The sequence below is a fragment of the Streptococcus castoreus DSM 17536 genome (assembly GCF_000425025.1).
Lineage (GTDB): Bacteria > Bacillota > Bacilli > Lactobacillales > Streptococcaceae > Streptococcus > Streptococcus castoreus.
Window position 1 is genome coordinate 46,009 of record NZ_AUKZ01000010.1, and the last position, 14,876, is coordinate 60,884.

Sequence of the window (14,876 nt, forward strand, 5' to 3'; positions counted from 1 at the left end):
GCAATATGTTAAAATAAGGTCGTACGGGCTGTTGCTCTAATAAATTTAAGGAGATGTTTAGAAATGACTGCAACTAAACAACATAAAAAAGTAATCTTGGTCGGTGATGGTGCCGTTGGATCGTCATACGCTTTTGCATTAGTAACGCAAAATATTGCACAAGAACTTGGTATTATTGACATTTTCAAAGAAAAAACACAAGGAGATGCGGAAGATTTAAGCCATGCACTTGCATTCACATCCCCTAAAAAAATCTATGCCGCTGAATACTCAGATTGTCATGATGCAGATCTTGTTGTCCTAACTGCTGGTGCCCCTCAAAAACCAGGTGAAACTCGCCTTGACCTCGTTGAGAAAAATCTTCGTATCAACAAAGAAGTTGTTACGCAAATTGTTGCTTCTGGTTTCAATGGAATTTTCCTTGTTGCTGCTAATCCTGTAGATGTCTTGACTTATTCAACATGGAAATTTTCAGGTTTCCCTAAAGAGCGTGTTATTGGTTCAGGGACTTCACTTGACTCAGCACGCTTCCGTCAAGCACTTGCGGCTAAAATTGGTGTGGATGCTCGTTCAGTCCACGCTTACATCATGGGTGAGCATGGTGATTCAGAATTTGCAGTTTGGTCACACGCCAATGTGGCAGGTGTTGGTCTCTACGATTGGCTTCAAGCAAATCGTGATGTTGATGAGCAAGGCTTGGTTGATCTTTTCATCTCTGTACGTGATGCTGCTTATTCTATCATTAACAAAAAAGGGGCTACTTTCTATGGAATTGCAGTTGCCTTAGCGCGTATTACAAAGGCTATTCTTGATGATGAAAATGCAGTCCTCCCACTTTCTGTTTTCCAAGAAGGTCAGTACGAAGGTGTTGAAGATTGTTATATTGGTCAACCTGCCATTGTTGGTGCTTATGGAATTGTTCGCCCAGTTAACATCCCTCTAAACGATGCTGAATTACAAAAAATGCAAGCTTCTGCTAACCAATTAAAAGCTATCATTGACGAAGCATTTGCTAAAGAAGAATTTGCAAAAGCTGCTAAAAACTAATTTTCATCCCTATTTTAAGAGGCTGGGCAAAAACTAACTTCCGAACACAAAAAACGGGCATTTCCGCAGTTGGAGATGCTCGTTTTCCTATGCCATGGTTTATAATTATAATAACCACAAAACAACTAGAAAGCCATGACGATGTATAAAGAGTATAACACAAATCAGTTGCTTGTCATTTGACAAATTTTTTGCTATTACTTCACCAAAAAGTTTATTTCTTCTTTTTCTTATCCCAAGCCAAGGTTTTATTTTGAAATGATAGCCGATCTCCTAATCCACCAAAGCAATTCTGCCCTGTTTTTTCTCCACAAAAAGTGAAGAAAAAGTCCCGTTTGGATAGTTTCGTCAATCTTTTTTCTTTGTAAATGAAAAATTAAAACTCCTAGAAAGATTGCTGTAACAGGTCCTCTAGGAGTTTATATCAAGTGGGTTGCAAAACCAATTTGATAATTTCTTTAGATACGGTACGTTTGTTTACGTTCCGACTAGCCTGATCTTCTAGGAGAGATAGGCTATTTTTAATTCCCAAACTTATTCTTTGGCGCTAAGCGCTGCCATTGTGATATAATTGTAAGGTTTGTTGAAATGTGGCAAGAAGAAAATATCTGTCAATGCCAATTTTTCAATAGTCACCCCTTCTTGGATGGCAAGTGAGAACATGTGAATACCCATTGAAATATCTTCACGCGCTGCCATTTGAGTGCCCAAGATACGACGAGAATCTTTATCGTAAACAATCTTAATCGTTACTGGGAAGTTACCATGCTCAATAAATTCAGGTTTTTGATTATCAGTATACTCAGTCACTGCAGCATCAAAACCAAGACATTTAGCCTTTTCAAGAGTTAAACCAGTTGATACCATGTGAAGACCGTAAATTGAGATACCATTTGACCCTTGCACACCAATTCCTTCAAGATCTGTCCCACAAGCGTTATGAGCCGCTACAATACCTGTACGAACAGCGTTTGAGGCAAGAGCAATATAGTTTGTGTCACGTGTTGCGTTATCATAGATCGTTGCACAGTCACCGATAGCATAAACACCCGGAATAGAGGTTTCTTGATGTTTGTTAACAAGGAATGCCCCATTGCGGAAAAGTTCAATCTTACCATTACCAAGCGCTGTGTTTGGACGGAAGCCAACAGCAAGAATAACCATATCTACATCATATTCATTTTTATCTGTAATGATTTTTTCAACCTTACCATCACCGGCAACTTCTTTGACTGTTTCACCAAAGGCTAATTGAATACCATGGTCTTCCAAGTTTTTAGACATTAAATCCGTCAAATCACGGTCATAGTATCCCGCTAAACAAGTATCAACAACATCAATCAAAACGACTTCTTTGCCTTTACGTTGGAAAGCTTCAGCAAGTTCAACACCAATGTAACCTGCACCAACAACGGCCACACGTTTAATGTCTTTGTTTTCAAGTTTTGCAATCACATCAGCTGAGTTTTGATATAATTTCACAAATTGAAGATTTTCAAGGGTTGCTTCAAATTCAAGAGAGCCTTCTTTGATCTCAGCACCTTTAATTGGTGGCAAGATTGGTTGTGAGCCTGTCGCAAAAATTAATTTTTCATATGTCTCAACATGCTCTTTACCATCGACAAGCGCTGTTACTGTTTTGGCATCATAATCAATGGATTGAACCGGTGATTCCATGTAGACTCTAGCGCCGAGTGACTCTAATTCTTCTTTGTCAGAATAAAAAAGTCCCTCCGGTCCGGCAATTTGCTCACCAATCCAAAGTGCCATGCCACAACCTAAAAATGAAATATTTGAGTTTTGGTCAAATACCACAATTTCATTAGCATCACCATAATTCGTTAACATGGTTTTAATACAAGCGGTACCTGCGTGGTTCGCACCAACAACAACGATTTTACTCATATACTTTGTTCCTCATTTCACAATATTAATTAGAACTCTATTATATCATAGTCAAAAAGCGCTTCCAAATATATTGCTCACTCTTTTTACGTTTTTCTTTGTCAATACCTCTAGCTGTCCATTTCGTTATAAACTATTGTCTCCTATTTCACAAAACACACCCTATCAGCTCCCACAAAATTCTGCTAATTAACTAAAAGATGGCTTTTCATCTATTTTCTGTAATCTAAAATAGAATCCTTTTTTTGCCATCAATTCGGAATGCTTCCCCCACTCAACAATCCGTCCCTGGTCCATCACTAAAATCAAATCAGCTGTTTGAATCGTTGACAAACGATGAGCAATAATAAAACTGGTTCTATTTTGCATTAGCTGATCAAGGGCTTTTTGAATTAAATTTTCTGTTCGACTATCAATCGAGGAAGTTGCTTCGTCTAAAATTAAAACTTTTGGCTTTTTCAAAAACATTCTAGCGATAGCTAGTAATTGAATTTGTCCCTGAGACAAGGTATCCCCCGAATCCGTTAAGTAAGTATCATAAGTGTTAGGAAGTTGCCTAATAAAAAAATGCGCATTGGCTGCTTGGGCTGCTGCAATCACTTCTTCTCGACTAACGTTTTCACTTCCATAAGCAATTAATTCATGAATGGTGGCGTCCTTTAACCAAGTTTCCTGCAAAACCATACCCACAATGTCTCGAAAATCTTCTTTGGCATAGTGATTAATGGCGACCTGGTCCAAGCAAATGTGTCCAGCATCTAAATCATAAAACCGCATTAACAAATTAATCAGTGTTGACTTTCCGGCTCCTGTTGGTCCCACAATTGCCACTCGAGAGCCGGCTGGAACAGAAAAGGAAATATTCTGAAGAAGAGGACGATCTTTTTGATAAGAAAAATAAACACTTTCAAATGTAATCTGCCCCTTAATGCTTGATGGAGTTTGTAACAAAGAATTTTGTTGCTCTGCTATTTCTATATCTAAAAGACTATAAAGTCTCTGGGCACAGGCTAAAGAACTCTGTATCTCTGCCATAACGGATGAAATGTCATTAAAAGGTTTTGTGTATTGTACGACAAAATTTAAAAATGTAGTGAGCTGTCCTATTGAGAAAAGCCCAGCCATAATACGAACAGCTCCTAGACCAGCAAGCAACGCATAACTAATACTATTAATAAATCGCGTTGTAGGATTGACGGTTGACGCATAAAAAATAGCATATTGGGAATAACCGCAATAGGTTTTATTTAAAAATTGGTAGTTCTGGATGGCTTGCTCTTGCGCATTAAAAGCCTGTACCAAATCTTCTTGACGAATCATCTCTTCTGTAAATTGAGCAAGATTCCCTCTAGTTTTTGCTTGTGCTTGAGCATAATAATAACTTTTCCAAGCAATAAACCTTGCTAAGAAAAGAGAGATTGGTGTTAAAAACAAAACTAGAAATAACATCAACCAGTCAATTCTTGCCATGGCAAAAATGGTAAAAAGAAGCGTTAATAAGCCGATAACAAACTGATTAAAAAATATCTGTAAACCGTTGGTTAATTGTTCGCTGTCTGTTGTAACCCTACTAACCAAATCCCCGATACTTTGCTGATCAAGATAGGCAAGCGGAAGGTGGTGTAACTTAACCATAAGCGCATCTTTCAACCGTTGGCTATAAGCATAAAGTAAACGATTATACAACAAGGGAGTCAGCCACTGGCTAAAAGTATTCAGCAAAATGACGAGGGTCATTTGCAATAAAAGATACTTTAACGATTGCCAATTCCGATCAAGCAAACTAATATCAACTGCCTTTCCGATCAAAACAGGTAAGTAAACACTTAAACTGACCTGTAAAAGGCTTGCCAACATAAGAATAAAGACGTAAAGGGGACGATTTAACAAATCATGAAGCAAACGCTTCAAGAGTGTTTGATCTGCTGTTTTCATTTGATCTTTCCCTTCGTTTGAAGTTCTAACATTTCTTGATAAAGCGAATTAGTTGCTTTTAGCTGTTCATGACGAGCAAAGCCAATCTGGTAACCTTGATCTAACAACAAAATATTATCTGTAAACTGCAAATTCTTGACGGACTGCGTTACTAGAATCACCAAGGAATCTTTAATGTTTCGTTTCATGGCTTTAAATAGCTGCACACGTGTCAGATTATCCAAAGCAGAACTTGCATCGTCTAAAATAAGGATGGGCTTAGGAATAAGAATAGCTCTTGCAATGGCTAAACGCTGGCGCTGACCACCTGAAAAATTACGACCAAAAGCTTCAACAGATGATTCTAATTGATTTGGTAAGGCAGCCACAAATGCTTTAGCCTGTGCTATTTCAAGAGCTCGCCAAAGCTGATCATCAGCAATGGGGTCATTTTGACCAAGCAAGAGGTTGCTTCGGATTGTTCCTTGAAATAGCTGTGCTTTTTGTGGAACTAAAGCGATTAAATCTCGCCAATCTGCTAATGATTTGAGGTGTTTCCCATGCCAATTCAGCACAATATGCCCATCGTACCGAGGATAAGTCTGACAAATAAGATCTACCAAAGTGGTTTTCCCTGCCCCTGTTCCACCAATAACCCCAATCCATTCTCCTTGCTTAGCCCTAAAGTGAATATCATACAGACTAGGCTTGGCTGCCCTAGGATAAGTAAAGGTCAAATGTTCAATAGTTAATAAATTAGAATAAGAAGAATTGATCTGTTCTTTTATTGGTGAAGAAGAATCATTAGCTAGATCAATCACTTGATTAATACGCTTAACCGCTGTCAAACTTTGATTAATTGTTCCCATCAGTATGGTCATTTTCAAGAGCTCAGTCAATATCTGTAACAAGTAATTAATCAAAGCCACCAACATCCCTTGACTAAGTAAAGACTCAGAAATTTGCAAATTTCCCTGCCAAATTAAGAGCAGTAACGTCATATTAACCACAAAAAAAGTTATGGGATTTAATGAACTAGCAAGCGTTGCAGCCTTATATTGATCTCGACTTAACTTCTGATTTTGCTGATTGAATTGGGTAATTTCTTGCCTTGTTTGATTAAATGCCTTGATAACACGAATTCCTTGTAATTGCTGACTGGTCAGACGTACCAAGTGATCTGTCCCTTGTCGAATACGCAGATAGAGCGGAACTAATAAACGAGACATGAAAAAAACAAGAACCAGCAGAATAATAACCATTATGATAAAAAGCAAAGCTACCTGTTTATTGATTAAATATGCCATAAGAATGGCACCAAAGACAATAATTGGAGCTCTCAAAAAGAGACGTAAAAACTGATTAATACCTGTTTGGACTTGAAAACTATCACTGGTCAAGCGAGATAACAGACTAGCATAGCCTAAATGATCTTGTTGTTCCTTATTCAAAAACATAATTTTTTCAAACAGGTCATCAGTTAGCTGTCTTGTCATGCCTACTGCTGCTTTTGAAGAATAATATTGAGCCGTACTAGAAAACACTAAGCTTATGGCTGATAAAAGAACTAATTGCAGCACAACTGCAAAGATCCCCTGACCATTTCGCTGGCTAATTTCGACATCAATCATATGAGCAATAAGCAAAGGAACTAATAATTCAAATAAGGCTTCTAATAATTTGAAAAAAGGACCCAAGATAATTTCTTTGAGGTACCCTTTCATATATGGATATAATCGTTTCATCATAACTTTCTAGAAAAGACTCATTAGTTCAATTAAATAGAGATTGAAATGAACTTCTCGTGAATAATAAATGTTACCACCATTCTTATAAAGTTTGCCTCCAGAAATGAGGGCTAGAGGATGGTAATAAAAGTAAGTTTGACCGTTTGTATTGCCAAGACTTGGTGCCACGACATCTCTAGAATAGGCAGTGGCTAAATCAATGGTATTTTGACCACCGTGATTGGCAACATAATCAATATAAGCAGTCCCAAAATTATAAGCCTGAACAGCTGTCCAAGAATCAACACCTGTTTTTTCTGCTACGGCAAGATTATGAGAGAGCAGACTAACACCATGCTCAATACTTGCTTGGCTATTTGTAATAGAGTCTTTTTTTCCTGAACTACTTTCGCTGGATTGCATGACATCCGCTTTGCCACCTTTGGTTTCTGTATATATCATAGCTAACACTAGATCAACATTGGCTTTGGTATCATTTTCAGCCAAGATTTTCTCAACCATGGGTTTATACTCAAGCACACGATGAACATTATGATGAATTACAAAAGCTTGATAACACAGAAAAAGAAGAAGAACGAAACCAATGACACGCTTAAAAAATTTAAACATTTATTTTGTTTTAATATCCTCTATATTCTTAATTAAAATAGAATAGGTCCCGTCATCATTTAATAGAAATTCAACCGATTCGGCATCTTGATAAATAGCATTTGGTACCGTTAATTCTATTCCATTTGACAAAGAAAGTTTTTGACTCTCTAATTTCTTAATTTGCCGAGAATGATCAATATCGCTTACCTGAATGGGTTTTGGAATAGTTTCCTTGACTTGATCCACAAAGGTTAGACGAGCGGTTAAATTATCATCGAATAACTGATCTGCTAATCTTTCTGGAGACAGGGTTTCTTCTTCCAAATTTTTAAAAATCGCTGACTTCATCTTTGATTGGAAAGCAAAATCATCTTGATTAAAATTCTTCGCAACTTTTTGCGCTGTTTGTTCAATCACTTTGATTGATTTTTTAACAGATTGTTCGGGTTTTACATTTAACAGGTTCTCAGAAAAATAATTGGCAAAACTACCATTATGCTTGACCCTTTTTTCGATGAGATAATAGTAACCAGATTTAAGATTGATAACTAAAGCTTCATCTGGTGCTTGCGTCGGACTTGGCAAATTGTTTTGTGTAACAATAAATGGATTTTCATAATTATCAGAAAGATGAGCAACTCGTTCTTTTAAAGCAATTCGTAAGAAAGCAAAGAAAGTGTCACCCCCCTTATCAAATTGAATAAAAATTAAATCATTAATTTTTTGATCTTGTAAAATGACAAATTCTTCTTTCCATAACTGAGCAACTGTGACAGATGTCTCTAAAAGGTCATCATTAATAGTGGTAAAAAAATGATTATCAGCTTCAAACTGACCTCTTTTGGCATCATCTGAGAAAACTTTGGCTAATTTTTTTCGGAAATAATCATCAATTCTTGGCGTTATCGCTACTAACCGATCGGATAACACCAATTCTGTATCATTTGGAGAAAATTGATGAATGACAATACGTTTTATATAAATATCTAACATGTTTTATTTTTTATAAAGTGGAAAAGCATCAGTTAATTGGCGTACTTGCTGACGAACCTCTTCAAGAATAGCAGCTTGGTCATGATTAACTAAAGCTTTGATGATAAGGTGAGCAATAGTCTTACTCTCGTCAACACCCATTCCTCGACTAGTTATAGCAGCACAGCCGATTCGAATGCCTGATGTTGTAAAAGGCGATAATGTTTCAAAAGGAATAGCATTTTTGTTAAGCGTAATATTAACCTCGTCAAGTAAATTTTGTGCAAGTTTTCCATTAGCAATGACTTTTGTAATATCAAGCAAAAAGACATGGTTATCTGTACCACCTGAAATGAGACGGAAACGGTCATCTTGAGCGAAAACATCTGCCATAGCTGCTGTATTAGCAACAATAGCTTGTGCATAATCTTTAAAGGTTGGATCAAGTGCTTCTTTAAAAGCAACTGCCTTAGCAGCAATCACATGCTCAAGTGGTCCTCCTTGCAAACCAGGAAAGATGGCAGCATTTATTTTTTTAGCAATGCTTTCATCATTAGTTAAGACCAAACCACCACGAGGACCTCGAAGCGTTTTATGAGTAGTTGATGTTACGACGTGGGCATAAGGAACTGGATTAGGATGTAAGCCCACAGCCACAAGACCAGCAATATGAGCCATATCAACCATTAAATAGGCTCCAACTTGGTCGGCAATGGCACGAAATTTTTCAAAATTAATGGTACGAGAATAAGCAGAAGCTCCAGCTACAATTAATTTAGGTTGAACCGCCTTTGCCTGCTCTAAAATCGCATCATAATCTAACATTTCAGTATCAGCATCTACTGAATATCCCACAAAATGGTAGGTTTTTCCTGAAAAATTCACTGGTGACCCATGTGTCAAATGACCACCTGCTGCCAAGTCCATTCCTAAAATAATATCTCCTGGTTCAACCAGTGCCATATATGCCGCTGCATTTGCCTGACTTCCTGAATGCGCTTGAACATTTGCAAACAAAGCCCCAAAGAGTTTCTTGGCACGTTCGATAGCAAGATTTTCAACAATGTCCACGCATTCTGTTCCCCCATAATAGCGATTGCCGGGGTAGCCTTCTGCATATTTATTGGTCAAAACAGAACCTTGTGCTTTCATAACCGCCCTTGAGACCATATTTTCAGAAGCGATTAGTTCGATATTATGTTCTTGCCTTTCTTCTTCAGCATGAATAGCATCCCAAAGGTCTTGATCAAAATCTTCAAAATCTTCTCTGTCAAAAATCATTGTCATCTCCTTTACAACATCTTTATAAATCGTAATTGTGTTTTATCACCCACATAATCGAGATTGCGGTAAAAAGCATGGGCTTCTTTGCGGTGACTGGCTGAATTAAGACGAATAAAAGCAAATCCTTCTTTAACAGCAAGATTTTCCATGGCTTCTAGTAAAGTACGCCCTATTCCCCTTCCTTGATAATTAGGTAAAACTGCTAGTGCTAATAGGTTAAGACCACTATCAGAATAAAACGTCTCGTAACGCTCAGCATGAACATATCCCAACAACTGATCCGTTTTTTCATCAACATAGCCAAGAAAATAATGGTGATTATCTTTCATCAAATGATTAAATTGTTTTTCTAACAAATCTAAGGAAACACCATAACCCAAAGCTTGAGTATTAATCTCTTGGAGAGCTGGACAATCTTTTTTAATTAATGGTCTCAACATAGAGAGAACCTCCTAAAAATGAAGTTCAGGGACTTTCACCAATAATTCTTCTTTAGTGATAGCACCTTGACGTAAAATAACCGCATGCTCACTTGATAAATCTAAAATAGTCGAATCTTGACCAGTCAAAAATGCATCATCAGCATAGCCAGTTACTTTAAACTCGAACTCTTGCAGAATACATTCAAATCGTTTACCGCTAGCTGTACCTGATAAATTAGCTGAAGGCCCAATCAGAGGACCTGTTTTTTGAATTAAGGCTGCTGTGACGGGATGACTTGGTACCCTGAAACCAACTGTCGGTAATCCCGAATTAATCCAATGTGGGACACGATTATTAGCTTTCAAAATAATGGTTAAGGGACCGGGTAAAAACGCTTGATAAAGTTTTTTGAGGTATCTTGGTTGTTCTTTTGAAAAAGCTAATACACTATTAAAATCTGAAACGTTAAGATTCATAGCTTTATCACGGGGACGATGTTTCAAATCATAAACCAAATTAACAGTTTTTTCATCTAAAGCCTTAGCAAAAAGTCCATAAACCGTTTCAGTTGGTAAAACAAGAACACCACCAGATTCAATAATTCTATTTAACTGTTCTATAATCAGCAACCACCATCCTTTCTTTTCCCAAAAGATCACACAGCACACGCACCCGTTTTTGGGGAAGCCACTCTTGTAAGAATCTTTTTATTCCTTCCCCTTGCTTATAACCAATTTCAAAATATAATTTCCCTTCTTTAGTCAAATAAGCACTCGCCTCTTGAATGATTCTTCGGTAGATCGCATAACCATTTTCTGCTGCAAAAAGGGCTACATGTGGCTCTGATTGATAGACATTGAGACCTACCTCATCTTGATCTTCGTAGGCGATATAGGGAGGATTAGACACAATAATATCAAACTTTCCTGAAAGATGGCTAAAAACATCCGATTCAATAAAAGTCAAGTCAACTTGGTTTTTTCCTGCGTTTTCTTGAGCCAAGCTAAGGGCATCACTTGAAATGTCAGAAGCTGTTACCTGCCAGTCAGGTCTTTCTTTTTTTAAAGAAATGGCAATTGCCCCACTGCCTGTTCCAATATCAAGAACAGTCAAATGAGAAGCTGCATTTTCCTTTAGAATCAAGTCAACCAATTCTTCTGTTTCTGGTCTTGGAATTAATACGCGTTGGTCCACTGCAAGCTGTAAGTCTCGAAAATAAGCCTTTCCTGTAATATATTGAGGAGATAAATGCTGGCTTAATGCCTTAAAAATTTGATCTAAGAGTTTCTTGTCTTTTGTGTTAACTTCTTGATTTTGGTGAAGCAGAAAATCTAAACTGGTCCACTCTTTCATCTCCTTAAAAACATAGGAGAGGTTTTCGCGATCCTCACCTATGTTTTCTAACTTATCTTCATAAGTTTTCATTAATCTAGCGTAATTCATTAGTTGCTGAGTGATTCCAATTTTTGTGTTTGATCATACATGACAAGAGCATCTATAATCTCATCCATTTTCCCAGATAGAATGGTATCCAATTTTTGTAGGGTCAACCCAATACGGTGGTCGGTCACACGATTCTGTGGAAAATTATAAGTACGAATGCGTTCAGAACGGTCACCTGTACCAACTGTTGATTTACGCTCAGCATCTTGTTCATCTTGAGCAATTTGAGCAAAATGATCAGCCACACGTGCACGAATAATCTTCATCGCTTTATCACGGTTTTTTTGCTGTGTCCGCTCTTCTTGCATTTCAACCTTAATCCCTGTCGGAATGTGAACCATGCGCACAGCTGTTGCCACCTTATTGACATTTTGACCACCTGCACCTGAGGCATGGTAAATATCAACACGAAGATCTTTTGGATCAATATCGTACTCAACTTCTTCAACTTCCGGCATAATTAAAACTGTAGCCGTTGATGTATGGACACGCCCTTGGCTCTCAGTAACAGGAACACGCTGCACCCGATGAGCACCCGACTCGTATTTTAACTTGGAATAAACAGACTGACCTGAAACCATAGCCACAACTTCCTTTATACCACCAACACCATTGTAAGAAGCTTCCATAACTTCAAAGCGCCAACCTTGACTCTCTGCAAACTTTTGGTACATGGTTAAAAGGTCACCTGCAAAAAGAGCTGCCTCATCACCACCAGCTGCACCACGAATTTCCAAAATGATATTTTTATCATCATTTGGATCTTTTGGCAATAAGAGAATTTTCAACTTTTCTTCATATTCTTCTTTAGCTGCCTTAGACTCTTTCAATTCTTCTTTTGCCATTTCTTCTAATTCAGGATCACCACTGGCATCCTTAATCATTTCCTCGGCATCAGTAATGGCTTGAATCACCTGTTTGTACTCACGATATGTTATTACAGTGTCACGTGTGCTAGCCTCTTCTTTTGACAAGGCCATAAAACGTTTGGTATCTGATACAACTTCTGGATCACTAAGCAACTCGCCTAGTTCTTCATAACGATCTTCGACGGCTTGTAATTGGTCATAAATAGTCATTCGGGATAATGGTCTCCTCTTCTTACGCTTTCTTGTGCATTACTACGTTTTCTGCTGTGATGGGGGATGAAAATAATGTTTGCGGCAGACTGGAATGTAGGTTTCATTGCCTCCAATTTGAATTTGAGCTCCCTCATAAACAGGCTTTCCATTTTCTGTTCGCAATACCATCGTTGCCTTTTTGCTGCAATATTGGCAGATGGTTTTAATTTCATCAATCTTATCGGCTAACAATAAAAGGTATTTGGAACCTTCAAACAATTCATTTTGAAAATCATTTTTTAACCCAAAAGCCATGACTGGTACGTTTAAGTGATCGACTACACGTGCCAAATCATACACATTTTGCTTGCTTAAAAACTGGCATTCATCAATCAAAACACAATAAGGTTTTGTATCCATTTGGGCAATAAATGTGAAGATATCCATCTCACTTGAAATAGGGATTGCTTCTCTCCGCATACCAATACGGCTAGAAACCACTCCAAAACCATCACGTGTATCAAGGGCACTTGTCATAATCACTACAGGTTTTCCTTGCTCTTCATAATTGTGTGCCACTTTCAAAATTTCAATGGTCTTGCCTGAATTCATTGTCCCATATTTATAATATAATTGTGCCAAAATGGAGAGTCCTACCTTCTACTTTTGTCCTGTCTATTCTATCATAATTGTCTTTATTTGGCGATTAACTTCTTTAAAAAAACGCCAGATCAGATCATCAAATATGGGAAATTCTTTAATATCATGGTAAAATAAACATCATAACTAAAAAGGAGACTATTTATGCCATTTATCACCATTGACCTTTTTGAAGGTCGTCATCAAGAACAAAAAAATCAACTTGCACGTGAAGTGACTGAGGTTGTCTCACGGATCACCAATGCTCCCAAAGAAGCTATTCATGTGTTTATTAATGATATGCCAGAAGGAACTTACTTCCCGCAAGGTGAAATGAAAACTAAAAACTGATTTTTCTACCAACAAGAACTTCTGACAAGGAGATTCAGCATGCTTGCTATTGATCAGTTAAAGCTGATGGGAACTATTATTGATATTCAAATCAAATCCAATAAATCTCTCCAACAAATTAATAAGATTCGAGATCTATTAGCCATCTATAAAAATCGTTTTTCCGCCAACGATTCTGACTCTGAATTAATGATTATTAACCAAGCAGCGGGTGTCAAACCAGTGACTGTTCACCCAGATTTATTTAATTTAATAAGGATTGGTAAGGCGCATAGCCTAGCAAGTCTAAGTAATCTTAATATTGCTATTGGTCCTTTGGTACAAGCTTGGCGAATCGGTTTTCCAGATGCTAAAGTTCCCAACCCAAACATCATTTCACAAACATTAGCCATGACTGACCCTCATCAGATTATTTTAAACCAATCAGACCAAACCGTATTCCTAAGCCAGAAAGGAATGGCACTAGATTTAGGTGCTCTTGCTAAGGGATACATTGCCGATAAACTGATGACCCATCTTATCGAAGATGGCATTGAATCTGCTCTCATCAATCTAGGGGGAAATGTCCTCGTTCATGGTCCCAATCCCAAAAGAGCAGATGCTTATTTTTACATTGGTATTCAAAGACCTGACGGAAAAAGAGGGCAAAATCTCGGTATTATCAAAGGAAACAACCAGTCAGTCGTGACTTCTGGTATTTATGAACGGCATTTACAGGTTAACAACAAAGATTATCATCATATTTTGGATCGACACACAGGTTATCCTATTGAGACAGACATGGCAAGTTTAACCATTGTTGCCCCTTCGTCACTTGATTGTGATATATGGGCGACTCGCCTATTTGGTCTTGATAGTTTGGCGGTTATTAATCACTTAAATACCCTTGATTCTATTGAAGGAATCATTGTGACAACAGACAGTCGCATCGCTATTTCTAATGGGCTAAACCAACGTTTTCAACTCATTTATAACTAAAAAAACAGTTAAGCAATACTTAACTGTTTTTTAGCGACTTCACTTAACGTTTAAGATCCTAAGATGATTTTTATTTGATAAATTAAGAAATTGTTCTAGAATTTTCAAGATACACTTCTTTGTTAGCCAACACCTATCTAGTAGCTATCTTTAGACTGGAACTATAGGTCGATAAGCTTTATCTTCATCATTATCTTTTTTTCCAGCTATATAGCCCGATTGATAAGCATCATTGTATCCTAAACCATAGCCTTTACCTATTTTACCTTTAGGAAACTCTCCTTTATTTCCTTTACTATAGTAACCGTCTTTATAGCCCTCTGTATAACCATCTCTATATCCTTTAGTATAGTCATCGTCGGTCTCTGATGAACCGCTATGAGAACCACCAAGATCTTCAGTCTCTTCTGATGTATCAGGAAGTTGGGCACCATCATCTTTTCCACCTGATGGAGGTTGAGTTTCGCCTGTTACCGGAGGTTGAGTTTCTCCTGATGTATCAGGAAGTTGTGCATCATCA

Annotated in this window: 14 protein-coding genes and 1 pseudogene; 3 read left to right on the plus strand and 12 right to left on the minus strand. The window is 37.6% G+C overall.

From position 1 onward, the window contains the following. Positions 1-63 precede the first annotated feature (63 nt). Positions 64-1,047 carry an L-lactate dehydrogenase gene (locus H346_RS0104460; protein ID WP_027970035.1) on the plus strand — a complete coding sequence of 328 codons (984 nt, stop codon included), beginning with the start codon at positions 64-66 and terminating at the stop codon, positions 1,045-1,047. A 534-nt stretch (positions 1,048-1,581) separates the two neighbouring features. Here H346_RS0104460 and nox read toward each other — a convergent pair. The 11 genes from nox to H346_RS0104515 form a co-directional block, all read right to left on the minus strand. Beyond that, positions 1,582-2,952, minus strand: coding sequence for a H2O-forming NADH oxidase (gene nox / locus H346_RS0104465; protein ID WP_027970036.1), 1,371 nt, complete (start codon positions 2,950-2,952; stop codon positions 1,582-1,584). A gap of 189 nt (positions 2,953-3,141) precedes the next feature. Further along, positions 3,142-4,887 (minus strand): ABC transporter ATP-binding protein, encoded by a 1,746-nt coding sequence (locus H346_RS0104470; RefSeq protein ID WP_027970037.1) that lies wholly within the window; start codon positions 4,885-4,887, stop codon positions 3,142-3,144. Beyond that, on the minus strand, positions 4,884-6,611 hold the full coding sequence (locus H346_RS0104475) for an ABC transporter ATP-binding protein (RefSeq protein WP_027970038.1): 1,728 nt from the start codon (positions 6,609-6,611) through the stop codon (positions 4,884-4,886). The genes H346_RS0104470 and H346_RS0104475 overlap by 4 nt, the downstream gene beginning before the upstream one ends. 9 nt (positions 6,612-6,620) lie before the next feature. Continuing rightward, positions 6,621-7,223, minus strand: coding sequence for a lysozyme family protein (locus H346_RS0104480; protein ID WP_027970039.1), 603 nt, complete (start codon positions 7,221-7,223; stop codon positions 6,621-6,623). Then, a complete protein-coding gene (locus H346_RS0104485; RefSeq protein WP_027970040.1) occupies positions 7,224-8,198 on the minus strand; it encodes a nucleoid-associated protein in 975 nt (324 codons plus the stop codon). 3 nt (positions 8,199-8,201) lie between these two features. Continuing rightward, positions 8,202-9,458, minus strand: coding sequence for a serine hydroxymethyltransferase (glyA, locus tag H346_RS0104490; RefSeq protein ID WP_027970041.1), 1,257 nt, complete (start codon positions 9,456-9,458; stop codon positions 8,202-8,204). 11 nt (positions 9,459-9,469) lie between these two features. Continuing rightward, complete coding sequence (locus H346_RS0104495) at positions 9,470-9,901, minus strand: GNAT family N-acetyltransferase (protein WP_027970042.1); 432 nt, start codon at positions 9,899-9,901, stop codon at positions 9,470-9,472. A gap of 12 nt (positions 9,902-9,913) precedes the next feature. Next, positions 9,914-10,504: an L-threonylcarbamoyladenylate synthase gene (locus H346_RS0104500; protein ID WP_027970043.1), complete on the minus strand. Its 591-nt coding sequence runs from the start codon at positions 10,502-10,504 to the stop codon at positions 9,914-9,916. Next, positions 10,488-11,327: a peptide chain release factor N(5)-glutamine methyltransferase gene (prmC, locus tag H346_RS0104505; protein ID WP_027970044.1), complete on the minus strand. Its 840-nt coding sequence runs from the start codon at positions 11,325-11,327 to the stop codon at positions 10,488-10,490. The genes H346_RS0104500 and prmC overlap by 17 nt, the downstream gene beginning before the upstream one ends. After that, complete coding sequence (gene prfA / locus H346_RS0104510; RefSeq protein WP_027970045.1) at positions 11,327-12,406, minus strand: peptide chain release factor 1; 1,080 nt, start codon at positions 12,404-12,406, stop codon at positions 11,327-11,329. Before prfA ends, prmC begins: the two co-directional genes overlap by 1 nt. 42 nt (positions 12,407-12,448) lie before the next feature. Beyond that, complete coding sequence (locus tag H346_RS0104515; RefSeq protein WP_027970046.1) at positions 12,449-13,030, minus strand: thymidine kinase; 582 nt, start codon at positions 13,028-13,030, stop codon at positions 12,449-12,451. Positions 13,031-13,192: 162 nt separating this feature from the next. Here H346_RS0104515 and H346_RS0104520 point away from each other — a divergent pair, with 162 nt between their 5' ends. Together H346_RS0104520 and H346_RS0104525 are read left to right on the plus strand one after the other, a co-directional pair. After that, complete coding sequence (locus tag H346_RS0104520) at positions 13,193-13,378, plus strand: 4-oxalocrotonate tautomerase (protein WP_027970047.1); 186 nt, start codon at positions 13,193-13,195, stop codon at positions 13,376-13,378. Positions 13,379-13,417: 39 nt separating this feature from the next. After that, positions 13,418-14,356 carry an FAD:protein FMN transferase gene (locus H346_RS0104525; protein ID WP_027970048.1) on the plus strand — a complete coding sequence of 313 codons (939 nt, stop codon included), beginning with the start codon at positions 13,418-13,420 and terminating at the stop codon, positions 14,354-14,356. A gap of 150 nt (positions 14,357-14,506) precedes the next feature. Here H346_RS0104525 and H346_RS10620 read toward each other — a convergent pair. Next, positions 14,507-14,876, minus strand: a pseudogene (locus tag H346_RS10620) (hypothetical protein); the annotation flags it as partial.

Coding starts and splice junctions, on each gene's coding strand:
- H346_RS0104495 (WP_027970042.1), bottom strand. CDS start 9,901: ATGTTGAGACCATTAATTAAAAAAGATTGTCCAGCTCTCCAAGAGATT.
- H346_RS0104475 (WP_027970038.1), bottom strand. CDS start 6,611: ATGAAACGATTATATCCATATATGAAAGGGTACCTCAAAGAAATTATC.
- H346_RS0104460 (WP_027970035.1), top strand. CDS start 64: ATGACTGCAACTAAACAACATAAAAAAGTAATCTTGGTCGGTGATGGT.
- H346_RS0104485 (WP_027970040.1), bottom strand. CDS start 8,198: ATGTTAGATATTTATATAAAACGTATTGTCATTCATCAATTTTCTCCA.
- H346_RS0104520 (WP_027970047.1), top strand. CDS start 13,193: ATGCCATTTATCACCATTGACCTTTTTGAAGGTCGTCATCAAGAACAA.
- prfA (WP_027970045.1), bottom strand. CDS start 12,406: ATGACTATTTATGACCAATTACAAGCCGTCGAAGATCGTTATGAAGAA.
- nox (WP_027970036.1), bottom strand. CDS start 2,952: ATGAGTAAAATCGTTGTTGTTGGTGCGAACCACGCAGGTACCGCTTGT.
- prmC (WP_027970044.1), bottom strand. CDS start 11,327: ATGAATTACGCTAGATTAATGAAAACTTATGAAGATAAGTTAGAAAAC.
- glyA (WP_027970041.1), bottom strand. CDS start 9,458: ATGATTTTTGACAGAGAAGATTTTGAAGATTTTGATCAAGACCTTTGG.
- H346_RS0104525 (WP_027970048.1), top strand. CDS start 13,418: ATGCTTGCTATTGATCAGTTAAAGCTGATGGGAACTATTATTGATATT.
- H346_RS0104470 (WP_027970037.1), bottom strand. CDS start 4,887: ATGAAAACAGCAGATCAAACACTCTTGAAGCGTTTGCTTCATGATTTG.
- H346_RS0104480 (WP_027970039.1), bottom strand. CDS start 7,223: ATGTTTAAATTTTTTAAGCGTGTCATTGGTTTCGTTCTTCTTCTTTTT.